Origin of the sequence: Tepidiphilus baoligensis, from assembly GCF_012911495.1 — a bacterium.
Taxonomy (GTDB): domain Bacteria; phylum Pseudomonadota; class Gammaproteobacteria; order Burkholderiales; family Rhodocyclaceae; genus Tepidiphilus; species Tepidiphilus olei.
The window spans coordinates 69,369-92,811 of the sequence record NZ_JAAAUB010000002.1; the positions used below are offsets into that span (position 1 = coordinate 69,369).

The window sequence follows — 23,443 nt, forward strand, 5'->3', positions numbered from 1 at the left end:
AACATTATAGCGCGCATTCGAGCAGCTGCCACACCGGCGTGAGGTCGGGCGGCAAGGGAGGCGCCGCGCCCAGTTCGACGGGCGATTCTCCTGGAGAATGAAAATCGGACCCCAGCGAGGCGGCAAAGCCCCATTGGCGCGCCACGTGCGCCCAGCGGCGCATGTCGTCGGGGCCGTGGGAACCGGAACTCACCTCGATGGCCGTGCCCCCTGCTTCATCGAAGCGCCGTAGCAGCTCTGCGAACTGCGAGGTCGAGAGGCGGTAGCGCGCCGGATGGGCCAGCACCGCCACCCCGCCCGCCCTGTGGATCCAGGCGAGCGCCTCTTCGAGCACGGCCCACTCGTGTTGGACGTAGCCGGGCTTGCCCTTGGCGAGGTAGTACTCAAAAACTTCCGAGACAGAGCGCATCAGACCGAGGGAGACGATATAGCGGGCGAAATGCGCGCGGCTCACCAAGGCCGGATTCTTGGCGAAGCGAAGGGCGCCTTCCCATGCACCATGGATGCCATGGCGCTCGAGCTCCTCGGCGATGCGCTTCGCCCGCGCGTCGCGCCCCGATCGCACCCGCTGCAAGCCTTCACTGAGGGCAGGATCGTCGGGATCGATGCCCAGGCCGAGCACGTGGATCGTCTCGTCGGCGAACGACACCGAGATCTCCACCCCCGGCACGAAAGAGATGCTCCACAGGCGCGCCTCTGCCTCAGCCGAGGCGCAGCCGGCGGTCTCGTCGTGGTCGGTGAGTGCGAGCAACGCCACGCCGTTCGCAGCGGCGCGACGAACCACCTCGGCCGGGGTGAGCACCCCGTCCGAGACGAGCGAATGGCAATGGAGATCCACTTTCATCGCATCCACCCTTCGCCCGCCGTAAAGCCGCTTACTGAACGGCGACGAGCTCGATCTCGAATGTGAGGTCGCGCCCGGCGAGCGGGTGGTTCGCGTCGATGGTGATCGAATCTTCGGTCACTTCGACGACGACGATGGGGATCTGCCGACCGTCACGCGATTGCATCACCAGCTGCTGTCCCACTTCCGGCTCGAGATCCGGCGGCAGCTGCTCGCGCGGCACCTGCAACACCGCCTCGGCCACGCGATCGCCGTAGGCCTCGGCCGCCGGGATGGTGACGGTTTTCGTCTGCCCCACGGCCATGCCCTCCACGGCTTGTTCGAAACCGGGAATCACCTGACCGGAGCCGACGGTGAATTCGAGCGGGTCGCGCCCGGCCGAGCTATCGAACACCGAGCCGTCGTCGAACTTGCCGGTGTAATGGACCTGGACGGTATCGCCCGCTTTTGCTGCTTGATTCATGATCTTTCCTTTCCGCTGTCGTGTAGAGCACGCCGGTATCGACCGACGTATCCAAGACCTTACCTGCTTTCTCTTGCTTTGGCTAGACGTTTGCGGAAAAATTCCTTGCCCCTTTGGGCACTTGATGCTAATTTGGCGCCCCTGCAGCTTGCCCCGGAGCCCGTGATGAATCCCTCTCCCGACGACCGTCTGTACCTTCCCAGCCACCAGTGGTTGCGCCGCGAAGACGATGGAATTTACACTCTAGGCATCACCGATCATGCCCAGCGTGAGCTCGGCGACATCGTCTATGTGCAATTGCCCGAGCCTGGCCAGCATCTCGAAGCCGGAGACGTGCTCGCCGTCGTCGAATCGGTCAAGGTCGCTTCCGAGATTCTCTGCCCTTTCCCCGCCACCGTGGTCGCGGTAAACGAAGAGCCCCGCGAACGACCCGAGCGACTCAACGAAGCGCCCTACGAGGTCTGGCTCCTGCAATTGCTGCCCGACGAAGACGCGCCTCTTCCCGAGCTGCTCACGGCGCGCGCCTATGATGCACTCCTCTCGGTCTGAACCATGCTCTCTGCCGCGCAGGCGCCTTTACGGCGGTATTTCGCTCTCACGGCGCTCGTGCTCGCCGCCCTCCTGGGGTGGTACTGGCACGAGAGTCGTCCCATCGATCTGCCCTCCTCGCCGCTCGCCGACCCGCGCATGCAGTGCGTCTCTTACGCTCCCTACTATCGCGACGGCTACACCCCGTTCAAGAAAGACCTGAAACTCACTCGCGAAGAAATCGCCACCGATCTGCGCTCGCTCGCCGCCGTCACCCGCTGCGTGCGCACCTACTCGGTCGACCAAGGGCTGGATCGGGTCCCCGAAGTGGCACGCGAACTCGGGCTCACCGTGCTCTTGGGGGCATGGATCGGGCGCGACGACGACAAGAACCGCCATGAGCTCGAGCGCGCACTGGAGGTGGCCAATGCCAACGCCGACGTCGTGACGATGCTCATCGTCGGCAACGAAGTGCTGCTGCGCCGCGAGCAAAGCCCGGAGGCGATGGGCCGCTGGCTGGAAGAAGCCCGCGCGCGCAGCCGCGTGCCGGTGACCTACGCCGACGTCTGGGAATTCTGGCTGCGCCATCGCAGCGCGCTCGAGCCGCACGTCGATCGTGCCACCATCCACATCCTGCCCTACTGGGAAGACCGCCCTCAGCCGATCGAGGCGGCGATCGATCATCTCGTACGCATCAGGACGCTTGCCCGCACCTTGCTGACCAAACCGGTGGTGATCGGTGAGACCGGCTGGCCCAGTGCCGGACGCCAGCGCGAAGGAGCGATCCCTTCGCGTGTGAACCAGGCGCGCTACGTGCGCGAGTTCCTGGCCTTGGCGGAGCGTCATGGCTGGCAGTACAACTTCATCGAAGCGGTGGACCAGCCCTGGAAGCGCTGGTTGGAGGGCACCGTCGGTGGCCACTGGGGGATGCTCGACACTTCGCTCGCGCCCAAATTCCCCCTTACGGGGCCGATCGCCGAACGCGCGTCATTCTGGCCGGTGCTCGCCTGGGCGGGCATGGGCGCGGCGCTGCTGCTCCTCATGGCCGCGCCAAGAGCCGCGAGCGGACGCGAGCACGCGTGGTATGCGCTCGCTGGCGCCGTGCTCGGACTCATCGCGATGTGGCAGTGGGAACACGCCCTGCTCGCCTACCGCGACGCCATGGAATGGGCGGTGCTCGGCGCAATCGGACTCGCCTCGCTCCTCCTCGGCGCCCGGCTTGCCGTGACACCGCGTCTGCCTTCCCAAACCACTGCGTCCAAGTACGTCGCGCTCGCGCTGCGGCTCTTGCTCTTTTGCGCCGCCGTGGCCTCCGTCTGGCTCGTGGTCGACGGCCGCTACCGCGACTTTCCCACTGCGCTCTATCTGCCGCTCGCGCTCTTTGCCTGGCGCCGCGCATGGGAGGTGAGCGCCGAAGAGCGGCTCTGGGCCTGGATTCTCTTCGCCTTTGGCCTCTACCGCTGGCTGGAAGAACCGGGTAACGGCCAGGCACTGCTGTGGGGACTCACGGCGATGACGTTCGCGCGCGCCATCCACGCGGCGCATCGCAGAACCACAGCCGCGGCAAAGCCCATAGCACCGCAATGACTCCCGGCGTGGCGGCATAGAACACCGTGGCCGCCACGCCGAGCCACAGCGCCGCCACCGCCCAGCGGCGCGATCCACGAAGCTGGGAGAGGGCCGCGCACAACACGGCCACCCAACCGATGCGTTCCTCGAGAAACGCCTGAACCAACAGGAATTTGGCTGCACAGGCAACTCCTCCTCCGGGCACCCACTTGCCGCCGCAGGCCGCCGGCGCGAGTTGCGCCTCCAGCCATCCGAAGCGTACCCATAGGCAGGCGAGCCCCACCAGGATCGCACCCAAGAACCAGCCGCGCACCAAGGTGCGCCATCCACTCTTCTTCGTCATCCGGTTCGCCGTCTACATCCACCAGGAAACAAACATTTTCTCATCGCCCCGGCCAATTCCACACGGGAAGCCGTAAAATCGCCCGTTATCCCCCCGTACCACGGATCGATGCAGTGAGCGTAAAACTCCATCTCTTCTGGCGGGCGCTCGTCGCCCTCGTCCTTACTCTGCTCGTGATGTTCGGAACCTTCAAACTATGGGAATGGCAGGCGCGGGGCGATGCCATGCCCGGCGTCTCGGGCGAGATCGGCGGCTTCGCCTACACCCCTTTCCGTCGTGACCAGTCTCCCTTCGAGAAGAAGTACCCCACGCCTGAACAGGTCGCCGAAGACCTCGACATCCTGAGCAAGTACACTCGCCGCATCCGTACTTACGGCGTCACCGATGTCCCCTCGATCTATCCCTTGGCCGAAGAAAAAGGCTTTACCGTCACCATGGGTTTGTGGGTCTCGGCCGACAAGGAACTCTCCGAGCGGGAGATTAGCGAAGGCTTGGCGCTCCTGAAGCGACACAAGAACATCGAACGCATCGTGGTGGGCAATGAAGCGCTGCTGCGCAAGGAGATGACGGTGGCCGAGATGGCGTCCTATCTCGACCGCGTGCGCGCCGACATCCGCCGCCAGTTCCGCAAAGGACAACGTCCTCCGGTCTCCACCGCCGAACCTTGGCACGTCTGGCTCGCCAACCCCGAGCTCGTCGACCACGTCGATTACCTCATGGTGCACCTGTTGCCCTATCACGAGGGCATCTCCTCTGCACGGGCGCTCGAATACGCTTTCAGCCGATACGAAGAGCTGAGGCAGCGATTTCCCAAGAAGCCCATCGTCATTGGCGAGATCGGCTGGCCCACCAAGGGTGAAGTGATGCCCAACCTCATGGGCGGGGACGAATACGCCCGCGCCACCCTCGAAGACGCCGTGCGCTTCGTGCGCGGATTCCTCGCCGATCCACGTTCCGCCTTCCTCGATTACTTCATCATGGAGGCGTTCGATCAGCCCTGGAAAGTCGCCGTGGAGGGCTGGGCGGGTTCCTACTGGGGCATGTTCGACGCCGATCGTCAGCTCAAGTATTCTCTCGACGGTCTCATCGTGAGCGACGTACGCTGGCAAGAAAAAGCGCGGCTGGCGGTGGCGGTCGCAGCCGTGCCCATGTTCCTCATCGCCTTTGCCTTGGGTAGCTGGAACGTGCTCGGACGCCTGTGGCTCATGGGGCTGGTTCAACTCTCCGCGGCCGTGCTCGTGGTCGGCGTCTATCTGCCCAAGGATTATTACCTCTCGCGGGGCGATCTCGTCGGTCTCGTCTTTCTCATCTTTGCCACCCTCATGACCATCGCCGTGCTGCTGTCGCACGGGTTCGAATTCGGCGAGGTGCTCTTCAAGCGACAATGGCGACGGCGCTTCACCCCACGTGAGCCTCTGCCGCCCGAGCAGCAGCCCTTCGTCTCCATTCACCTCGCCTGCTACAACGAGCCGCCCGAGATGGTGATCGCCACCATCGACTCGCTCGCCCGGCTCGATTATGCCAACTTCGAGGTAATCGTCGTCGACAACAACACCACCGACGAAGCCCTGTGGAAGCCGGTGGAGGCGCACTGCGCCACGCTCGGGCCGCGTTTCCGCTTCTTCCACCTGCCGAAGTGGCCCGGCTTCAAGGCCGGCGCGCTCAATTTCGCCCTAAAGCAGACGGATCCGCGCGCCGAGATCATCGGTGTAGTCGATGCCGACTACGTCGTCGAACCCGATTGGCTCGCCCGACTCGTGCCGCACTTCCTCGACAGCCCTCAGGTGGCGGTGGTCCAGGCGCCGCAGGCGCATCGCGACTTCGAACACAGTTTCTTCCAGCGCATGTGCAACTGGGAGTTCGAAGGGTTCTTCCGCATCGGCATGCACCACCGCAACGAACGCAACGCCCTGATCCAGCACGGTACGATGACGCTCATCCGCCGCCGGGCCCTGGAGGAAGTCGGCGGCTGGTCGGAATGGTGCATCTGCGAGGATACCGAACTCGGCCTGCGCCTGATCGAGCTCGGCTACGAAACCCGCTACGTGGATCACATCTTCGGCCGTGGCCTCACCCCTTCGGACTTCGCCGCCATCAAGTCGCAGCGCTTCCGCTGGGCGTTCGGTGCGATGCAGATCCTCAAGGCCCACTTGCCCAAGCTCCTGGGGCTGCGACCCTCGAAGCTGAACTTCGCTCAGCGCTACCACTTCCTCACCGGCTGGTTCGCCTGGTTCGGTGATGCCCTGCACCTCGTCTTCGCGCTCGCCTCCATCTACTGGACGCTGGGCATGATCCACTTCCCCAAAACCTTCGCCCTGCCGGTCGCCTCGCTCGCCATGCCCGTGCTCGGTTTCATGGCCTTCAAGACCGCACTCGGGCCCGTCCTCTACCGGCGCACCATGCACACGCGCTGGAGTGACATCCTCGGCGCATCGATTCTCTCGGTCGGCTTGGCGCACACCATCGCGCGCGGCGTCTTCGCCGGGCTCTTCCAGAAAAAAGGCACCTTCGTGCGCACCCCCAAAGGCTGGCGCGCCAAGGGAACCTTTGCCTTCTTCGGTCCCATCCGTGAGGAACTCGGGCTGCTCGCAACGATCCTATTGGGTGCAGGGGTACTCATAGCCAAGCGGGGGCTGCTCGATCTGGAGGTCAAACTCTGGGTCTCCATCCTCATGCTGCAGGCGATCCCCTATCTGGCCGCGGTGCTGTGCCAGATCATCGCCTATCTTCCCGACAATGCCCCACCGGAAGAACAGGCCGAGAAACCGTCCGCCCCGAGCACTGGGGAAACCCCGGTGGGCATTTCGGGTACAATGGCCCATTGAACCGTAATTTCGCAGGAGTGTCATGGCTCAGTATGTCATGTCCATGCTTCGGGTGAACAAGGTCGTTCCCCCCAAGCGCCAGATCATCAAGGACATCTCGCTTTCCTTCTTCCCCGGCGCCAAGATCGGGCTATTGGGTCTGAACGGCGCGGGCAAATCCACCGTGCTGCGCATCATGGCCGGCGTCGACAAAGAGTACGATGGCGAAGTGCAATGGCAGCCCGGTATTCGCATCGGCTACCTGCCGCAAGAACCCCAGCTCGACCCGGAAAAAACCGTGCGCGAAGAAGTCGAAGAGGGTCTGGGCGAACTCATCGAGGCGCGGCGCAAGCTCGAGGAGATCTATGCCGCCTATGCCGAGCCCGACGCCGACTTCGAGAAACTCGCCGAAGAGCAGGCCAAATACGAGGCCATCCTCGCCAGCGCCGGCAGCGACCTCGAAAACCAGATGGAGATCGCCGCCGACGCGCTGCGCCTGCCCCCCTGGGACGCCAAGATCGCGAACCTCTCCGGCGGCGAGAAACGGCGCGTGGCGCTGTGCAAGCTCCTGCTCTCCAAGCCCGACATGCTGCTGCTCGACGAGCCCACCAACCACCTCGACGCCGAATCGGTCGAGTGGCTCGAGCAGTACCTCGTGCGTTTTCCCGGCACGGTGGTGGCCGTCACGCACGATCGTTACTTCCTCGACAATGCCGCGGAATGGATTCTGGAACTCGACCGCGGCGAGGGCATTCCCTGGAAGGGCAATTACACTTCCTGGCTGGAGCAGAAGGAAAAGCGCCTGGAGCAAGAAGCCAAGGCCGAAGCCGCTCGCCTCAAAGCCATGAAGCAAGAGCTCGAATGGGTGCGCCAAAACCCCAAAGGGCGGCAGGCGAAATCCAAGGCGCGTCTGGCGCGCTACGAGGAGCTCGCCTCGATCGAATACCAGCGCCGCAACGAGACCCAAGAGATCTTCATTCCGCCCGGTGAGCGGCTCGGCGACAAGGTGATCGAATTCCACCACGTGAGCAAAGGCTTCGGCGATCGGCTGCTCATCGACGACCTCTCCTTCTCCGTACCCAAGGGGGCGATCGTCGGCATCATCGGCCCCAACGGCGCGGGCAAATCTACCCTTTTCCGCATGATTCTCGGCAAGGAACAGCCCGATGCCGGCACGATCGAGATCGGCCCGACGGTGAAGATCGCCGCCGTGGATCAATCCCGCGAAGGGCTCGATCCCAACAAGACGGTGTGGGAAGAAGTCTCCGGTGGGCTCGACATCCTCAAGGTCGGCGCCTTCGAGATGCCCAGCCGGGCCTACCTCGGCCGCTTCAACTTCAAGGGGGCGGATCAGCAAAAACCCGTGGGCAAGCTCTCGGGCGGTGAGCGTGGACGGCTGCACCTCGCCAAGACCCTGATCCAGGGCGGCAACGTGCTGCTGCTCGACGAACCCTCCAACGACCTCGACGTGGAAACACTGCGAGCGCTCGAAGAAGCGCTCCTCGAATTCCCCGGCTGTGCGCTGGTGATCAGCCACGACCGCTGGTTCCTCGACCGCATCTGCACCCACATCCTCGCGGCCGAAGGCGACTCGCAGTGGACCTTCTTCGAGGGCAACTACCGCGAATACGAAGAGGACAAGAAAAAGCGCCTCGGCGAAGACGCCGCCCGCCCGCGGCGAGTCCGTTACAAGCCGCTCGCGCGCGCCTGATCATTCCCGGCCGGGATCTTCTTCCTCCGGCCGGGGAAACGCGACCCGGACTCGGGTGCCTCCCGTAGCGGGTCGCTCGAAGTGCAGGACCCACCCCTCCCGTTCGCACAGCCGGCGTACGATCGTCAACCCACGGCCACGAGCCTGGGCTCGAGCCACGACGTCCTGATCAGGAAGGCCGATCCCGTCGTCTTCGATATTCACCCCCTGCGCATCGATGCTCACCTCGACCCGGTGGCAGCGGGCGTGCTGTAGGGCATTACGCACCAGATTGGTCACGATCACCGCGAGCGCCTGGGGCGAGCCATGCAGCGTCGGGTTCGCCTCGACGCTGAAATGCAGGACAGGGCCTCCGTCTCGTGGGGTGAATTCGATCTGAGCAAGGCAATTGCGAACGATTTCGCTCACGTCGAATTCCTCCCGCGTCGCTTCCGGTTCGCGCGCGAGCAGCAGGAGGGTCTCGATGGTCTCGGCCATCCGTACGCTCGCGTGATCGATACGCGCCAGGGCCCTCCGGGAACGCTCCGAGAGAGAGGGATCTGACGCGAGCAGCTCTGCTGCATGGCGGATCACGGTCAGCGGCGTGCGCAATTCGTGGCTCGCGTCGGCCGAAAAATCCCGCTCACGCACGAGCGCCTCGAACATGCGCTGCCGGTAGTCTTCGAGCGCCCGTGCCAGCACCAATACCTCTTCGTCCATGTCCTCGTCGGCCAGTCGCATTTCGGGGGAAAAATCGTGTACCACGCTCAAACGCTCGGCGAGTCGATTGAGCGGTGCGAGCAAACGGCGGGAGAAGTAGAACCCGAACCACAGCGCTGCATAGCCGGCGAGCACGGTGCCGGCGAGCATGATGAATACGCTCACCCATTCGCGCTGCTCGATGCTGGAGATGTCGTGGAGCACGGCAAAACGCCGGCCATCCACGAGGGAGGCAAACCCCACGATCCATGCTTTGCGCCCGAGTTCGAATTCATGCACGCCATCGGGCAGGAAAAAAATGGCATCTGGCAAAGTTTCGAGCTCGAGAGCGTACAAGACGAGGACCTCGGGATGGCGTGGATGCGGGCGCAAGGCAAAGTTCTCTGGCGCCGCCATGAGGCTAGTCAGGCGATCTTGCACCACCTCCATCACCGCTCGCTCTTCCAGCTGGTAGCTTACCCAGAGCATGATGCCGGAGACGAGTGGCCCCAAAACCACCCCGAGGCAAGCAAAGGCGGCGATGAGCCGAACGCGCAGGCTATGCGGGCGTTTCTTCATCGGGTACGGCCAGACGATAACCCACGTGGGGCACCGTATGCAGCAAAGGAACATCGAACGGTCGATCGATCGCCTGACGCAGGCGATGGATGTGGGTTCTCAGCGCGTCGCTGTCGGGCGGATCGTCTCCCCATAGTGCGGCTTCGAGGCGCTCACGCGTCAGGACGGCGGGCGAAGCGCGCATCAAGAGCCGCAGCAGTTGGTAATCGAACGGGGCCAGGACGATTTTCTTTCCTTGTCGCGATACCTGGTGGGTTCGTTCATCGAGGATCAGGTCACCCACTTGCAGGCGTCGTCGTTCCAAGCCGCCTGCGGCCCGCCGCGTGTGTGCCCGCAATCTCGCTTCGAGCTCGCGCAGCGAGAGGGGCTTGACGAGATAGTCGTCGGCACCCACTTCCAGACCGAGCAGCTTGTCGTCCAATTCACCCCTGGCCGTGAGCACGAGGATCGGTGTGGCGATCCCTTCTTCCCGCAGGCGACGGCAGAGCTCGATCCCGTCGAGGCCGGGCAAGCCGAGGTCGAGCACGATGGCGTCGAAGGGCTTGCTCGCGGCCAGATGCAGCCCGCTCAGACCATCGCTCGCCCAATCGACCCGATGACCGCACGCTTCGAGATGGTCGAGGAGGTTGCCCGCGAGATCCCGATTGTCTTCGATGAGCAGAACATCCATGTCGTCATTATAAAGGGGGGATTACCGATTTTCGAGGATTTCACGCGGCGTTGACCTAGGGTTCACTAAAATCTCGCTCCCATGGATGCCTTACTGCGCCGCCCCTTTCCTTTGCAAACGTCGCCGCTCCATCTCGGCTGCTGGCTTGTCGGCATCTCGGCACTCACCCTGACGTTTCTCGTTTCTCTGCCTTTTCTGCCGATCGACGAGACGCGCTATCTCGGGGTTGCCTGGGAGATGTTCGCACGCGGCGATTTTCTCGTCCCGCATTTGAACGGCGAACCCTATCATCACAAGCCGCCGCTGCTTTTCTGGATATTCCACCTGGGCTGGGCCCTGTTCGGGATCAACGATTGGTGGCCGCGCGTGGCCGGGGCCGCAATCTCCTTTTCAGGATTGCTGCTCACGGCACGGCTCGCTCGGCGGCTCTGGGCGGAAGAAGCGATGCTCGCCCCTTTGGCCGGGACGATTCTGCTGGGGGCGGGACTCTGGGCCGCTTACACGCCGGCCGTGATGTTCGACATGCTGCTCGCGGTCTGCGTTCTATTGGCAATGAACGGATTGTGGGACGCAGCACAGGGTCATGGTCGAGCCTGGACGTGGGTGGCTGCGGGCATCGGTTTGGGGGTACTCGCCAAAGGGCCGGTGGTGTTGTTGCACGTGCTGCCCGCGGCGCTGCTGTGGCCGTGGTGGCGGCCTCTGGCACAGCCCTTGGGGCGCTGGTACCGACGCCTGGCGCTCGCCGTCCTGGGGGGCGCGGCGATCGCGCTCGCCTGGGCGGTGCCGGCGGCGATCCGCGGCGGCCCCGAGTACGCGCACATGATCTTCTGGGGGCAGAGCGCCGGGCGCATCGTCAAATCCTTTGCCCACCGGCGCCCCTGGTGGTGGTATTTCCCCCTCTTGCCGCTGCTCCTCTACCCCTGGCTGCTGTGGCCGAGCGCTTGGCGGGCGCTCTCGCGGCTCGAATGGCGAACCGACCCGGCGCAGCGCTTTCTCTTGGCTTGGGCAGTGGTCCCGTTCGTCGCCTTCTGTGCCATCAGCGGCAAACAAGCCCATTACCTCCTGCCGCTCTTCCCGGCCGTATCGCTCCTGCTCGCGCGCACTCTCGCGACGCGGGAGATACTTGCCACCCGTTTCGACCATTTCCCCTTGCTTCTGCCGTTCCTCGCGGCAACGGCGCTCCTCTTCCTTCGTCTGCGGCCCCCGGCTCATCTTCCCCCTTTCATTGCCGAAAGCGCTTGGTGGCCGATTCCTGCGCTCGCCGCCGTAGCCTTTTTCGGCTGGCTGGCTCCCGGGCGCATACTGTCTTTGATGGTATCGTCGCTCGCGGGCACCACCGTCCTGTCGCTCGTGATCCTCGCTCTGGGACTGGGTCGTGCTGCAGCGCCTTATTACGACGTACGCCCTACGAGCCGCTTCATCGCCCAAGCTCAGGCCGAGGGGCGCCCCGTGGGTTTCGTCGGTAAATACCACGACCAATTTCATTTCTACGGTCGTCTGACGCAACCGATCGAAGAGATTTCCTGGTCGAGTCTGCACGCCTGGGCCAAAGACCATCCTCATGGGTTGATCATCGAGACTTTCGCCAACACCCCGCCCTCTGAATTCGCTGCGCCGGTTTTTCAGCAACCCTACCGCGGCCGGATTCTACTCGTGGTCGCCGCCTCCGACGTCATGGCGGTTTTCGGTGACGCATCCACCAACCCTTCCAACGACGAGGCCGACGACGCGTCGGAATGAACTTCATGGACCTCTCCATCGTCATTCCTGTACACAACGAACGCGACAACGTCGCCACCCTCGCCGAGGAGATCGCCACGGCACTCGGTGACAAGCTCGATTTCGAAGTGATCTTCGTCGACGACGCGAGCACCGACGACACCTTGGCCGTGTTGCAAGATCTCTGCGCCAAGAAGGGGCCGAACTGGCGCGTCTTGCATCATGCACGCAACGCCGGTCAGAGCGCGGCGCTGCTCACGGGAGCGCTCGCCGCACGGGGAGAATGGCTCGGGACGCTCGATGGCGACGGCCAGAACGACCCGGCCGATCTGTGGCGTTTCTGGACCCTGGTGCAGCAGGAGCCAAACCCGCCGGACATGGTCATCGGCCATCGCGTCGATCGCCACGACACGTGGATTCGGCGGCTGTCCTCGCGCATCGCCAATGCGGTCCGCTCGGCGCTGCTGCACGATGGCGTGCCCGACAGCGGCTGTGGTGTGAAACTCATCCGGCGCGAGCTCTTTCTGCGCCTGCCCTACTTCGACCACATCCATCGTTTCCTGCCCGCCTTGGTGCGACGCGAGGGCGGGCGCGTGGTCTCAGTGCCGGTGCATCACCGCCCCCGACGGCACGGCACCTCGAAATACGGCATCGGTAATCGCCTATGGGTCGGACTGGTCGACCTCCTCGGCGTGTGGTGGCTTCTGCACCGCCGCCGTTTACCTTTTCCCTCGCAGAATGGAGGGCAAAAATGAATTCCGACTTCATTTGGCTAGGCATCGGCCTGCTCGGTCAGGCGCTTTTCTCGATGCGCTTTCTCGTCCAATGGCTCGCCAGCGAACGCCAACGGCGCAGCGTCATGCCAATCGCCTTTTGGTATTTCAGCCTGGCCGGCGGGGCAACGTTGCTTGCCTATGCGATCTATCGCGCCGACCCCGTGTTCATCATCGGCCAAATCACCGGGCTCTTCATCTATACCCGGAACTTGCACCTGATCTGGCGGGAGCGCAAAGCCCACGCAGACGAAGCTGCGCGTGCCGTCCCCGAAGCCCAAAGCAGCCCCGTTACTTCAACCCTTTCCGGGGGGAGCTAGGGAGACGCTGAAGAAATGAGCGAGCGGGATGAAGCGCAAGGCGCACGGAGCGCAGCGACCGAGACATATCAAGTAGATAGGCGAGGGAGCGAGCACCGCGCAACGCAGCGATTCGCCCGCGCAGCCGATTATTCAGCGTTTCCCTAGCATCTCGGGACGAGGCAAACCGATGTAATACCCCTGTGCATGGGTCACCCCCAATTCTCGCACTTGTTCGAGAAGCCTCTGGCTTTCGACGAATTCGGCCACCGTCTGGATGCCGAGATCGCGACATAGGCGAGCGAGGTTGCGTACCAGCGCCTCGTCGGTCTTCGAGTGCTCGATGCCGCGGATGAAGGCACCGTCGATCTTGACGAAGTCGAAAGTCAGCTCACGCAAGTAGTGAAAAGAGTTGTAGCCGCTGCCGAAATCGTCGAGCGCAAAACGAAACCCTTTGTTGCGCAAGGTATCGAGGAAACGGCGAATTTTCTCCATGTCGGAAATCGCGTCGCGTTCCAGCAGCTCGAAAACGATGCGATGGGGGTCGATCTCCCATTGATAGCAGAGACGAGAAGCAAAAGCCAGCACGTTGCGGTTCTGGATCTCCTGCACCGAGAGATTGAGGAAAAGCATCGGCGCGGTTTCCTTCGACTCGGCGGGAAGTCGGCGCAAAGTATCGAGGGAAGCAGCGATCATGCGACGATCGAGTTCACGCCCCATGCCATACTTCTCGATTGCATCGATGAAGCGGGCGGCGGAGACGATCTCCCCATCGTCGGCAATGAGGCGGGCGAGCACCTCATAGGCGACGACCCTGCCGGTCGCCGTTTCGATGATGGGCTGGAAATAAGGGACGATGCGCCCTTTGCGCAAAGCGGCCCGCACGATCTCCGCTTCTTGGCGGCGGTGCTGGGCGATGCGCTGCGCCTCCTCTCCACGATCGATGTCGCTGTAGAGGAAGATGCCATTCTTGCCTCGTTTCTTCGCTTCATAAGCGGCAAAGTCGAGACGGGTCATCAGTTCCTGCTCATTCACGCCGTCGTAAGGATAGGTGACGATACCGATCGAGGCGGTGAGGTGGAATTCGAGGTTGACGGCACGAATAGCCTGTTCACGCAGGCGATCGCAGAGGATGCGGGCAAGGCGCTTGGCTTCCTCCTTGCTCGTTTCGGGCATGAGGATGACAAATTCATCCCCGCCGATGCGACAGACGAGATCGCCTGGCCGCACACTATCCTTGAGTCGATTGCCGACTTGGCATAGCGCCTCGTCGCCCACGGGATGGCCGAAGGTATCGTTGACGTCCTTGAAGTCGTCGAGGTCGACCATTAGGAGTGAAAACTCATGATGATGGCGTTCGCTGCGCGTGATCTCGTATTGCAGCATGGTGAGGAAATGCCGCCGGTTGTAGAGATTGGTGAGTGGGTCGTGCAGCGAATAGTATTCGAGCTCGGCAAGGGATTGTCCCAGCGCCCGGCTTGAACCGACCACGATGACGACGATCGCCAAGAGCGAACGGATGACGGCTTCTTCCTGGGGCGAAAGCGTTCCGTGAATGCCAAAAGCCGCTCCGAGGATACCGGCGAGCTTGGTGTGATGCTCGGGTACGCGTTCGGTGATCAACACGAGCGAATCGGCTGGATTCACCTCGGTGTGCTTCGTCGAGAGGAAATACTCTTCGGTATCGAAAACGGCATCGGATGATTCTCCCAGTGCGGCGAGGACGTGCTGCGAGACTTGATGCAACAAACGTTCTCGCGTAGAGAAATCGATCGTCGTCGGGTGAAATACTTTGAGCGTCAGGCCATGTTTCTCGGTGAAAGCGATGAAAAAGGCGTCGAAGGGAAAAATCTCATAAAACTCGGTCAAGATCTCCTTGAGGAATTCCATCCATTGGGAAATGCGTTCATAGGAGAAAATGATGCGCTCGAGCACGGCGCGCTGCCGGTCGATGAGATCCTTCTCCACGAGGGTCTGCATCAATTCGGCGGTGCTTTGCTCGAATTGATGCAACAAGGCAGAGATTGCCTCCGTTTGGGCTCGACCGTCCTTGTCGAGGAGTTCGCGCAGCAGACTGACCATGTGGTCGAGTCGCTCGAGGCGGGAGCGTGGGGATTCCGCTTCGATGACCCCTTCACTCGAGGGATGTTCGAGCGCTGCCGCCAAGCGACGGTGACTACGCTCGATCGCCGACGTCATGGCGGAAAAGCCGATGCGAAAACGGGTCTCGTGCTCGAGGATCTCGATGATCGATTGCAGACTCTCGCGCCGCAGGCGCAGGAAATCGGGTGGGACGAAGCGGTTCATCGGCGAAAGACTCCGCCTGGCTGAAGCAGATCGACGCCGCATTCCAAACCGTCGAGCCACGCGAGGAATTCGCGGACGGCAGCCCCGCGGTAGATCGGCCCGTGCTGCGGCGCCAACAACTCGATCGCCCGATCGCCCAAGGTCTGCCGCCACGCCTCGATGGCCCGATTGCTCGCCATGTAGCGGCGGTGGAACCCTTCGATGCGCGGCAGGTGCGGTGCCAGCGTCTCGATGAATGCTTGCGTTTCGGTACCGCTCAGTTCGGAGGCTCCCAGGTCGCCGGAAAAGAGGATCTTCGCCCGTGGATCATAGACCTGGAAATTCCCTTCCGAGTGCAGGAAGTGGGCCGGGATCAGATCGAGCACGGCGGAGGTACCGAGATCGATCTGGGCTCCGGTATCGGGGATGGCGACGATGCGGTCGGTGCTCGGCAGGCCGTAATGGGGAATGAAACGCGTCCATAGGCGCGAGATGAGGACGGTGGCGCGGGTGAGCTCGAGCCAGGAAGCCAGGCCGCCGACGATGTCCGGATCCTGGTGCGACAGAATGATGTAGCGGATCTGCTCCGGTTCGCAGTAAGCGAGCATCGCCTCGAGCACGTCGGCCATCACGCCGAAACCGCCGGGATCGAGCAGGACGCCGAACTCCTGATGCAGGATGAGGTACTGGTTGGAGTGAATGCCGCCTTCGTCGAGCTCTTCGCTTTCGTTGAGGAGCACGCACAGGTGAGCCTCGTCCCGATAGAGCTCTATGTTGTGCATCGATTTCGTCTCACCTCGTGAGAAAAAGGGGCTCTGCTTCGAGTTCGATAAGAATAACACCGACTAGCTCAGGGATAAAACCCCATCAGAGGGTGTGGAGACATGGAACGAGTGCCTGTCCAGTCACGGGGAATATGCTCTGCTGGGCGGGAAGGCCGCACGACGCTACCGGGTGCCGTTTCCGCGTCCTTGCTGCGTTAAAATGGGCGGTCAAAATTCGTTGCGGCACGGCGATGCGCCCCTATCTCGACCTTCTGCGCCACATCCTCGAACACGGCACCCGCAAGGCAGACCGCACCGGCACGGGGACCTTGTCGGTCTTCGGCTGGCAGATGCGCTTCGACCTGCGTGAAGGCTTTCCGCTGCTCACCACCAAGAAACTGCACGTCAAATCGATCATCTACGAATTGCTGTGGTTCTTGCGTGGCGACACCAACGTCGCTTACCTGCGCGAACACGGCGTGACGATCTGGGACGAGTGGGCTGACGAGCACGGCGAGCTCGGCCCCGTCTACGGCAAACAGTGGCGACGATGGGAGGCCCCGGACGGGCGCACCATCGACCAGATCGCTCGCCTCGTCGAAGGGTTGAAGACCAATCCGGATTCGCGCCGGCATCTGGTCGTGGCCTGGAACCCCGCCGAGGTGGACCAGATGGCGCTGCCGCCGTGCCATGCGCTCTTTCAATTCTACGTTGCCGAGGGCAGGCTCTCCTGCCAACTCTATCAGCGCAGCGCCGACGTCTTTCTCGGCGTGCCGTTCAACATCGCCTCCTATGCGCTGCTCACCCTGATGGTGGCCCAGGTCTGCGGCTATGAGGCGCACGAGTTCATCTGGACGGGCGGCGATTGCCACCTCTATCTCAACCACCTGGAACAAGCTCGGCTGCAGCTCGGTCGCGAACCAAGGCCATTGCCCAAGATGAAGCTCAACCCGGCGGTGACCGATCTCTTTGCCTTCCGCTACGAGGATTTCACGCTGGAAGGCTACGATCCGCACCCCCACATCCCCGCTCCGGTGGCCGTATGAGCGAGTGGGTGATCGTCGCCGCCGTGGCGCGAAACGGGGTGATCGGCCGTGGCGGGGCACTGCCGTGGCGGCTGAGATCCGACTTGCGGCACTTCCGCCGGCTCACCACCGGGCACGCGGTACTCATGGGGCGAAAGACATGGGAATCGCTCGGCCGCCCCCTGCCCGATCGGCGCAATGTGGTGGTGAGCCGCGATCCCTCTTTCACGGCCCCGGGCGCCGAGGTCTATCCGTCGCTGGATGCCGCGCGGGCGGCGCTCGCCGATGAGCCGGTCGTCTTCGTGATCGGCGGCGCGCAGCTCTATCGCCAGACCCTGCCGTTTGCCGATCGCCTGGTACTCACGGAAGTGGACGCCGAGCCACCGGGAGATGCCTTCTTCCCGGAGTGGGATCGGACGCGCTTCGTCGAAGTCGGCCGTCAGGCGTTACCTGAAGAAAGCGACGAGTATCCGGCCGTGGTGGTCACGTACCACCGCCGGCCTCGAATTTGACCGTTCCCTGCCCGTCGCTGGAGGCAGGAGCCAGCATTTGCCGCAAGGTTTCTTCGAACTGCTCGATCGGCAACGGTCGAGCAAAATAGTAGCCTTGATAGGCGGGGCACCCGAGTTCGGCGAGGAATTTCCACTGCTCGGGCGTTTCCACCCCTTCGGCGATCACTTGCAATCCGAGGCTTTCGGCCAAGGCGACGATGGTACGGGCGATGGCGGCATCATTGGGATCGGTGAGCACGTCGCGCACGAAGGACTGGTCGATCTTGAGCTCATCGAGCGGTAGGCGTTTGAGGTATCCCAACGAGGAATATCCCGTACCGAAATCATCCAAGGCAAAACCGATGCCCCGTTGTTTCAGGACGCGCATTTTGTCGATGATGCCGCCGAGATCGGAGGCGAGCGTGCTCTCGGTGAGTTCGAGTTTGAGGCGGCGAGGATCGGCCTCCGTCTTCTCGAGGATTTCGAGCACCCGCTCGACGAAATCGGGCTGATAGAACTGACGCGCGCTCACATTGACCGAGAGCGTAAGCCCTGCCGTCTCCGCCTTGCGTTCCCATGCCACCAATTGCCGACAGGCGTTTTCGAGAATCCACCAACCAAGCGGTACGATAAGTCCCGTCTCCTCGGCCAAGGGGATGAATTCGGCCGGAGAGATCAAACCACGTTCGGGATGCGGCCATCGGATCAGCGCCTCGGCGCCGACCGGCCAACTGGGACCACGCACCTGAAGCTGATAGTAAAGGACGAATTGCCCCGTCTCCACCGCCTTGACGAGATCCCGCTCGAGTTCCGCTCTCCGGCGGACGGCGCGCGCCATCTCTTCGTCGAAGAAACAGAGACGGTCACGGCCGCTCGCCTTGGCGTGATACATCGCCACGTCGGCGCGTTTGAGCAGTTCTTCCAGCCCAGGATCACCATCGTGGAACAGCGCGCCCCCCGCGCTGGCGGTGGTGCGCACCGAGGCATGGTCGATCCGACAAGGAAGGGCAAGGGACTCGCGCAGGCGGGAAAAAACGACCTCGACGCGCTGCTTGGCCTGCTCTTCGGTCGCTCCGAGCCGCGACAGGATCACCAGGAATTCGTCGCCCCCGGCCCGGGCGATCAACCCTTGGCTTTCGAATTCGACACGCAAGCGCTCGGCGATCTGGCGCAGCAACTCGTCCCCTGCTTCGTGCCCCAAGGTGTCGTTGAGCGTTTTGAAGTCGTCCAGATCGACGAGCAGCAATGCGCCGTACTCTTGCGGGCATGACAGTAAAATCTCCCGTAGGTGCTCGAGCGCGGCGATACGATTGGGCAGGCCGGTGAGCTGATCATAGAAAGCGAGCTGGCGGATGCGCGCCTGCGCCCGCTTCTGTTCGGCGATGTAGGCGGCGAGTTTTTCCGTCATCGAATTGATGCCCTGCTGCAAGTCGCCCAATTCGTCGGCGTAGGTGATCGGGATGCGCGTCTCCAGCGCCCCTTCCTCGATCTGCGCGAGCGCCCTGAGGGTGCGCTGTACCCGGCGCGTGATGAGACGGTGCGCGACGAAGACGATGGCAAGCGATGTGAAGAGGAGGAAGGCCAGAGACAAGGCCGTCCCCCAGGCGATCACCTCGCGTTTGGCGGCACGCAACTCGGCGGTGTCGAAATCGAGCACCACCGTATAGAGGGGAATGGGGGTTTGCGGCCCTCGCAGACGTAGGACGGCAGTGAGCCGCTCGGACGTGAAGGACGCTTCGATCGGAGGGCGAGCGGCATCGTTCAACCAGGAAGGATCGAATCCCGGCACTTCTTCGGCTTTCTTCCCCAGGAGAAACGGGTCGCTCGCGACGATCACCCGGCCGTTGCCGCCCAAGACGAATCCGCCCTGGTATTCGAGGCCGATCAGGTCGGACATGAGGCAAGGGGTGGCCACCGCGTTGAGCGGCAGGTTTTCTTCCTGCAGCATGCGGCCGACGCGCTGCAGTTGAGCTTCGATGCGCCGCTCCATGATGGTGCGCGAGCGATCGAGATACACCGCCGTGAGCGCGCCGAAGGCGAGCGCCTCGATCGCGAGGACCAGCCAGGCGATGCGAGCGATCAGGCCGAAGCGCGGGCGGGTCATGGGCTTCCTCTCAGGGGGTATAGAGCGGGGTCTCATCGAAAGATTCGAGACGAGTATGATCTTCCCTCTCGTAGCGCACTTCTTCGGGGCTCAGGTGCCCAAGGATTTCGATGCCGGCGGCGGGGTTGACGGGATCATGGCGCCAGGTAGCGGTATAGACGGACTGCTGCAGGTGATGGCTCACCGGATCCATCCAGGCGTCGTCGTGCTGCATGCGCTCATGCGCGCTCCAACGCATCGTCTCGAGCGTACGGATCACGGCGTGGTTCTGCGTGGTGCCCGCGGCCTCGATCGCTTGCAACAGGGCACGCATGGCCAGATAGGCGGCGTGCGTCACGTCACCGGGATAATCGAGCACCGTGTTGCCGTAGCGCTGGCGGTAGCGCGCCACGAACTCGGCCGTGCCGGGCGTGTCGAGATTCCACGCCCAGGTGGTGCCGAAGAGCGGCCGCGGCGTGCCAGGCGCCGGATAGAGTTCCTCCCAATCGACCTCGCCCACCACCCACGACTGCCGTTCGAAGAGCGCGGGGTCGATCTGGGAGAAGAGGCGGATCTGGTTGTTGCCGCTCAGATTGACGGCGACGACGTCGATGTCCATCGACGCGATGCGCGCGGCAAGCCCGGCTGGATCGGGCAGTGAGACGGGGACGACGATCTCCTCGACCACGCTGCCGCCGTAGCGCTCGATGTAACCGCGCGAGGCCGCGGCGTTGCTGTGCCCCCAGACGTTGTCCTCGGTGAGCAGGATGGCCCGTTTACGCGGATGTCGATCGAGGGCGTATTTCAGGAGCGCCTTGTTGAAGTTGGCGCCGTTGGCATCGAAAACGAATTTCGTGCGATGGGCGTTCTCCACCGCTTCCGAGGGAGCCGAGGAGTTGGTGTTGATGAAGATCACGCCGTAGCGTTGGCACACTGCCGACATGGCGGCGGCCACGCCCGAGTCGATCGCCCCGACCATGAAGGCGATACGGTTCTGCGTGATGAGCGACTCGGCGATCTCGGCCGCTTTCGCCGGATCGGTGGTAGCGTTACGTGTGAGCAAAACCAGGTCGCGCCCCAGGATTTTACCGCCGAAATCCTCGATCGCCATTTCCACGCCGCGCCGGTCGGCCTCGGCATGCAAGGCGAAACGCCCCGTGGTGGGCATCACGTGGGCGATGAGGAGCGCAGGCTTTTGGGTTTGAGCGAAAGCGACGCTGCTCAAACAAAGAAAGCATAGCGTACGTATTCCGCTCCTGCCCAGGGAAGCGCAGAGGCGCTTTGCGTACAAAGCGCAAGCAAGAAGAATCCTCATCGCCGTAGTCGGTAAACCGCTGAAACGCTGCATGTCGTTCCCCTTCGGGCTCCTCGAATGCGCTGCTGCGCGGCCGCATGGCGCCGTTCCCGTGTGCCCGGATGCTCGCCCATCTTCGTGATGGGTGTCGCACTGTGCCCCGGACACCTTACCCTGCTGCCGCTCGCAACGGTTTTTCGAGGGGCTTTTCGTTTTGGTCCGCGCACGGCGGAGGATACGTTCAGCCGCTAGGTGCGCACGCAGTCGACATGATAGTCCCCTTCAGAGTCCTTGACCAGACCATGGATATCGGTTTCGAATCCGGGAAACTGTCGATTGAAGTCGCGGGCGAAACGCAGATAGCGCACGATGGTGGCGTTGAAACGCTCGCCGGGGATCAGCAGAGGGATGCCAGGCGGATAAGGGGTGACGAGCATGGCGGTGATCCGGCCTTCGAGCTCGTCGATCGGAACGCGGTCGATCTTGCGGTGCGCCATCATGGCGAAGGCGTCGGACGGACGCATCGCCGGCACCATTTCGGAAGTGTACATCTCGGTGGTGAGCCGCGCGACGTCGTGCACCTTGTAGAAAGCGTGGATGCGCTGGCACAGGTCGCGCAGCCCCCAGTCCTCGTACTGCGGGTGCTTGGCGACGAATTCGGGCATCACGCGCCACAGCTTGCGGTTCTCGTCGTAGTCGTCCTTGAACTGCTGCAGTTCGGTGACCATGGTATTCCACCGGCCCTTGGTGATACCGATGGTAAACATGATGAAGAAGGAATAAAGGCCCGTTTTCTCGACCACGATGCCGTGCTCGGCGAGGTAGCGCGTGACGACCCCGGCCGGGATGCCCCATTCGTCGAATTCGCCCTCCACGTCCAGCCCCGGCGTGATGATGGTGGCCTTGATCGGATCGAGGATGTTGAATCCTTCGGCCACGGCGCCGAAGCCGTGCCAGCGCTCGTTGGGGCGCAGCAGCCAGTCTTCGCGCTGGCCGATTCCTTCCGCGGCGAGATACTCTGGCCCCCATACTTTGAACCACCAGCCGCCGATCTCGGCTTCCACGTCGCGCATGGCGCGGCGGAATTCCGCCGCCTCCATGAGGGATTCCTCGACGAGCGCCGTGCCGCCGGGCGGTTCCATCATGGCCGCGGCGATGTCGCACGAGGCGATGATGGCGTACTGGGGCGAGGTGGAGGAGTGCATGAGGTAGGATTCGTTGAACACGTCGCGGTCGAGCGTGCGCGTGCGCGATTCCTGCACCAGGATCTGCGAGGCTTGGGACAAGCCCGCGAGCAGCTTGTGCGTCGATTGAGTGGAAAAGATGAGCGAGTGCTCGCAACGCGGGCGATCCTCGCCGATGGCGTGGTAGTCGCCGTAGAAATCGTGGAAAGCGGCGTGAGGCAGCCAGGCCTCGTCGAAGTGCAGCGTGTCGATGACGCCGTCGAGCTTTTGCTTGATGGTCTCGACGTTGTAGGCGATGCCGTCGTAGGTCGATTGCGTGATCGTCAGAATGCGCGGCGTGCGGCTGTTGGCCTGGTCGATGAGGGGGTGCGCGTCGATCTTGGCTTGGATCGACGCAGGCTCGAACTCCTCGAGCGGAATCGGACCGATGATGCCGTAATGGTTGCGTGTGGGCGTCAGGAAGACGGGAATGGCCCCCGTCATGATGATAGCATGGAGAATCGACTTGTGGCAGTTACGATCCACCACCACGATGTCGTTGGGTGCAACGGTGGAATGCCACACCATCTTGTTGGAGGTGGAAGTGCCGTTGGTGACGAAATAGAGGTGGTCGCAGTGGAAGATACGCGCGGCATTGCGTTCGGAAGCGGCCACCGGCCCGGTGTGGTCGAGCAACTGCCCCAGTTCCTCGACGGCGTTGCACACGTCGGCGCGCAGGAGGTTCTCGCCGAAGAACTGGTGGAACATCTGCCCGACGGGGCTCTTCAAGAAGGCCACACCCCCCGAATGCCCCGGACAGTGCCAGGAGTAGGAGCCGTCGGCGGCATAATGCGTGAGCGCACGAAAGAACGGCGGCGGCAGGCTGTCGAGGTAGTTGCGCGCCTCGCGCACAACGTAGCGCGCGATGAATTCGGGCGTGTCCTCGAACATGTGGATGAAACCGTGCATCTCGCGCAGCACGTCGTTCGGGATGTGGCGGCTGGTCCTGGTCTCGCCGTAGAGAAAGAGGGGGATGTCACGGTTGCGGAAGCGGATGGCGCGCACGAAGCCGCGCAACCGAGCGATGGCACGCGCGGCATCTTCCGGCGCCTGGAATTCCTCGTCGTCGATCGAGAGGAGGAAAGCCGAGGCACGGCTCTGCTGCTGGGCGAATGAGGAGAAATCGGTGATGCTGGTCACGCCCAGCACTTCCATGCCTTCGGCCTCGATCGCCTTGGCGAGCACCCGGATGCCCAGGCCGCTCGCATTCTCGGAACGGAAATCTTCGTCGATGATGACGATGGGGAAATGGAAGCGCATGGAACTCGCCCTCGCAGCAAGATTCGGCAAAGGATGA

At 63.0% G+C, this 23,443-nt stretch carries 19 protein-coding genes; 9 read left to right on the forward strand and 10 right to left on the reverse strand.

The features are described 5' to 3' along the window. Nucleotides 1-4: 4 nt before the first annotated feature. Entirely contained in the window at nt 5-844 is an 840-nt protein-coding gene (locus tag GV368_RS02150) for a 3',5'-nucleoside bisphosphate phosphatase (RefSeq protein ID WP_169115115.1), read from the reverse strand. Nucleotides 845-875: 31 nt separating this feature from the next. Next, nucleotides 876-1,307 carry an FKBP-type peptidyl-prolyl cis-trans isomerase gene (locus GV368_RS02155; RefSeq protein ID WP_142804665.1) on the reverse strand — a complete coding sequence of 144 codons (432 nt, stop codon included), beginning with the start codon at nt 1,305-1,307 and terminating at the stop codon, nt 876-878. A 165-nt stretch (nt 1,308-1,472) separates the two neighbouring features. Here GV368_RS02155 and gcvH point away from each other — a divergent pair, with 165 nt between their 5' ends. Both gcvH and GV368_RS02165 read left to right on the forward strand, forming a co-directional pair. Next, nucleotides 1,473-1,856 carry a glycine cleavage system protein GcvH gene (gene gcvH / locus GV368_RS02160; protein WP_142804664.1) on the forward strand — a complete coding sequence of 128 codons (384 nt, stop codon included), beginning with the start codon at nt 1,473-1,475 and terminating at the stop codon, nt 1,854-1,856. Nucleotides 1,857-1,859: 3 nt separating this feature from the next. After that, nucleotides 1,860-3,422: a glycoside hydrolase family 17 protein gene (locus tag GV368_RS02165; protein WP_178086724.1), complete on the forward strand. Its 1,563-nt coding sequence runs from the start codon at nt 1,860-1,862 to the stop codon at nt 3,420-3,422. On the opposite strand, the gene GV368_RS02170 is transcribed toward GV368_RS02165, so the two are convergent. Continuing rightward, nucleotides 3,340-3,747, reverse strand: coding sequence for a hypothetical protein (locus tag GV368_RS02170; protein WP_169115117.1), 408 nt, complete (start codon nt 3,745-3,747; stop codon nt 3,340-3,342). The genes GV368_RS02165 and GV368_RS02170 overlap by 83 nt on opposite strands. A 176-nt stretch (nt 3,748-3,923) precedes the next feature. Here GV368_RS02170 and GV368_RS02175 point away from each other — a divergent pair, with 176 nt between their 5' ends. Together GV368_RS02175 and ettA are read left to right on the forward strand one after the other, a co-directional pair. After that, on the forward strand, nt 3,924-6,572 hold the full coding sequence (locus GV368_RS02175) for a glycosyltransferase (protein ID WP_169115307.1): 2,649 nt from the start codon (nt 3,924-3,926) through the stop codon (nt 6,570-6,572). A gap of 22 nt (nt 6,573-6,594) precedes the next feature. Next, nucleotides 6,595-8,262 (forward strand): energy-dependent translational throttle protein EttA, encoded by a 1,668-nt coding sequence (gene ettA, locus GV368_RS02180; RefSeq protein WP_169115119.1) that lies wholly within the window; start codon nt 6,595-6,597, stop codon nt 8,260-8,262. Here the strand turns inward: ettA and GV368_RS02185 are convergent, their stop codons facing one another. Beyond that, nucleotides 8,263-9,519 (reverse strand): sensor histidine kinase, encoded by a 1,257-nt coding sequence (locus GV368_RS02185; RefSeq protein ID WP_169115122.1) that lies wholly within the window; start codon nt 9,517-9,519, stop codon nt 8,263-8,265. Beyond that, nucleotides 9,500-10,189, reverse strand: coding sequence for a response regulator transcription factor (locus tag GV368_RS02190; RefSeq protein ID WP_169115124.1), 690 nt, complete (start codon nt 10,187-10,189; stop codon nt 9,500-9,502). The genes GV368_RS02185 and GV368_RS02190 overlap by 20 nt, the downstream gene beginning before the upstream one ends. Nucleotides 10,190-10,270: 81 nt before the next feature. Here GV368_RS02190 and GV368_RS02195 point away from each other — a divergent pair, with 81 nt between their 5' ends. The 3 genes from GV368_RS02195 to GV368_RS02205 are packed head-to-tail and all read left to right on the forward strand — an operon-like array spanning nt 10,271 to nt 13,001. After that, nucleotides 10,271-11,929 (forward strand): ArnT family glycosyltransferase, encoded by a 1,659-nt coding sequence (locus GV368_RS02195; protein WP_169115126.1) that lies wholly within the window; start codon nt 10,271-10,273, stop codon nt 11,927-11,929. A 5-nt stretch (nt 11,930-11,934) separates the two neighbouring features. After that, nucleotides 11,935-12,663 (forward strand): glycosyltransferase family 2 protein, encoded by a 729-nt coding sequence (locus GV368_RS02200; RefSeq protein WP_169115309.1) that lies wholly within the window; start codon nt 11,935-11,937, stop codon nt 12,661-12,663. Further along, nucleotides 12,660-13,001 (forward strand): lipid-A-disaccharide synthase N-terminal domain-containing protein, encoded by a 342-nt coding sequence (locus GV368_RS02205; protein ID WP_169115128.1) that lies wholly within the window; start codon nt 12,660-12,662, stop codon nt 12,999-13,001. Before GV368_RS02200 ends, GV368_RS02205 begins: the two co-directional genes overlap by 4 nt. Before the next feature lie 132 nt (nt 13,002-13,133). Here the strand turns inward: GV368_RS02205 and GV368_RS02210 are convergent, their stop codons facing one another. Both GV368_RS02210 and GV368_RS02215 read right to left on the reverse strand, forming a co-directional pair. Continuing rightward, nucleotides 13,134-15,287 (reverse strand): putative bifunctional diguanylate cyclase/phosphodiesterase, encoded by a 2,154-nt coding sequence (locus tag GV368_RS02210; protein WP_169115130.1) that lies wholly within the window; start codon nt 15,285-15,287, stop codon nt 13,134-13,136. Continuing rightward, nucleotides 15,284-16,048 carry an oxygen-binding di-iron domain-containing protein gene (locus tag GV368_RS02215; protein WP_169115132.1) on the reverse strand — a complete coding sequence of 255 codons (765 nt, stop codon included), beginning with the start codon at nt 16,046-16,048 and terminating at the stop codon, nt 15,284-15,286. The genes GV368_RS02210 and GV368_RS02215 overlap by 4 nt, the downstream gene beginning before the upstream one ends. 233 nt (nt 16,049-16,281) lie before the next feature. On the opposite strand from GV368_RS02215, the gene GV368_RS02220 reads away from it, so the two are divergent. Then, the gene (locus GV368_RS02220; RefSeq protein WP_142809167.1) at nt 16,282-17,076 is read left to right on the forward strand and encodes a thymidylate synthase; all 795 of its coding nucleotides are present in this window, start codon (nt 16,282-16,284) and stop codon (nt 17,074-17,076) included. Then, the gene (locus tag GV368_RS02225) at nt 17,073-17,567 is read left to right on the forward strand and encodes a dihydrofolate reductase (RefSeq protein WP_142809170.1); all 495 of its coding nucleotides are present in this window, start codon (nt 17,073-17,075) and stop codon (nt 17,565-17,567) included. The genes GV368_RS02220 and GV368_RS02225 overlap by 4 nt, the downstream gene beginning before the upstream one ends. On the opposite strand, the gene GV368_RS02230 is transcribed toward GV368_RS02225, so the two are convergent. From GV368_RS02230 to GV368_RS02240, 3 genes are all read right to left on the reverse strand, one after another. After that, nucleotides 17,539-19,650 carry a putative bifunctional diguanylate cyclase/phosphodiesterase gene (locus GV368_RS02230; protein WP_169115134.1) on the reverse strand — a complete coding sequence of 704 codons (2,112 nt, stop codon included), beginning with the start codon at nt 19,648-19,650 and terminating at the stop codon, nt 17,539-17,541. The genes GV368_RS02225 and GV368_RS02230 overlap by 29 nt on opposite strands. Nucleotides 19,651-19,660: 10 nt before the next feature. Then, nucleotides 19,661-20,854 carry an ABC transporter substrate-binding protein gene (locus GV368_RS02235; RefSeq protein WP_169115136.1) on the reverse strand — a complete coding sequence of 398 codons (1,194 nt, stop codon included), beginning with the start codon at nt 20,852-20,854 and terminating at the stop codon, nt 19,661-19,663. A gap of 317 nt (nt 20,855-21,171) precedes the next feature. After that, on the reverse strand, nt 21,172-23,406 hold the full coding sequence (locus GV368_RS02240) for an arginine/lysine/ornithine decarboxylase (RefSeq protein ID WP_169115138.1): 2,235 nt from the start codon (nt 23,404-23,406) through the stop codon (nt 21,172-21,174). Nucleotides 23,407-23,443 lie beyond the last annotated feature (37 nt).

Excerpts from the sequence above, each read along its gene's own strand:
- GV368_RS02165 (WP_178086724.1), top strand. The coding sequence starts at position 1,860 with ATGCTCTCTGCCGCGCAGGCGCCTTTACGGCGGTATTTCGCTCTCACG.
- GV368_RS02215 (WP_169115132.1), bottom strand. The coding sequence starts at position 16,048 with ATGCACAACATAGAGCTCTATCGGGACGAGGCTCACCTGTGCGTGCTC.
- GV368_RS02220 (WP_142809167.1), top strand. The coding sequence starts at position 16,282 with ATGCGCCCCTATCTCGACCTTCTGCGCCACATCCTCGAACACGGCACC.
- GV368_RS02195 (WP_169115126.1), top strand. The coding sequence starts at position 10,271 with ATGGATGCCTTACTGCGCCGCCCCTTTCCTTTGCAAACGTCGCCGCTC.
- GV368_RS02200 (WP_169115309.1), top strand. The coding sequence starts at position 11,935 with ATGGACCTCTCCATCGTCATTCCTGTACACAACGAACGCGACAACGTC.
- GV368_RS02240 (WP_169115138.1), bottom strand. The coding sequence starts at position 23,406 with ATGCGCTTCCATTTCCCCATCGTCATCATCGACGAAGATTTCCGTTCC.
- GV368_RS02205 (WP_169115128.1), top strand. The coding sequence starts at position 12,660 with ATGAATTCCGACTTCATTTGGCTAGGCATCGGCCTGCTCGGTCAGGCG.
- GV368_RS02230 (WP_169115134.1), bottom strand. The coding sequence starts at position 19,650 with ATGACCCGCCCGCGCTTCGGCCTGATCGCTCGCATCGCCTGGCTGGTC.
- gcvH (WP_142804664.1), top strand. The coding sequence starts at position 1,473 with ATGAATCCCTCTCCCGACGACCGTCTGTACCTTCCCAGCCACCAGTGG.
- GV368_RS02185 (WP_169115122.1), bottom strand. The coding sequence starts at position 9,519 with ATGAAGAAACGCCCGCATAGCCTGCGCGTTCGGCTCATCGCCGCCTTT.
- GV368_RS02170 (WP_169115117.1), bottom strand. The coding sequence starts at position 3,747 with ATGACGAAGAAGAGTGGATGGCGCACCTTGGTGCGCGGCTGGTTCTTG.
- ettA (WP_169115119.1), top strand. The coding sequence starts at position 6,595 with ATGGCTCAGTATGTCATGTCCATGCTTCGGGTGAACAAGGTCGTTCCC.
- GV368_RS02225 (WP_142809170.1), top strand. The coding sequence starts at position 17,073 with ATGAGCGAGTGGGTGATCGTCGCCGCCGTGGCGCGAAACGGGGTGATC.
- GV368_RS02150 (WP_169115115.1), bottom strand. The coding sequence starts at position 844 with ATGAAAGTGGATCTCCATTGCCATTCGCTCGTCTCGGACGGGGTGCTC.
- GV368_RS02210 (WP_169115130.1), bottom strand. The coding sequence starts at position 15,287 with ATGAACCGCTTCGTCCCACCCGATTTCCTGCGCCTGCGGCGCGAGAGT.
- GV368_RS02155 (WP_142804665.1), bottom strand. The coding sequence starts at position 1,307 with ATGAATCAAGCAGCAAAAGCGGGCGATACCGTCCAGGTCCATTACACC.
- GV368_RS02175 (WP_169115307.1), top strand. The coding sequence starts at position 3,924 with ATGTTCGGAACCTTCAAACTATGGGAATGGCAGGCGCGGGGCGATGCC.
- GV368_RS02190 (WP_169115124.1), bottom strand. The coding sequence starts at position 10,189 with ATGGATGTTCTGCTCATCGAAGACAATCGGGATCTCGCGGGCAACCTC.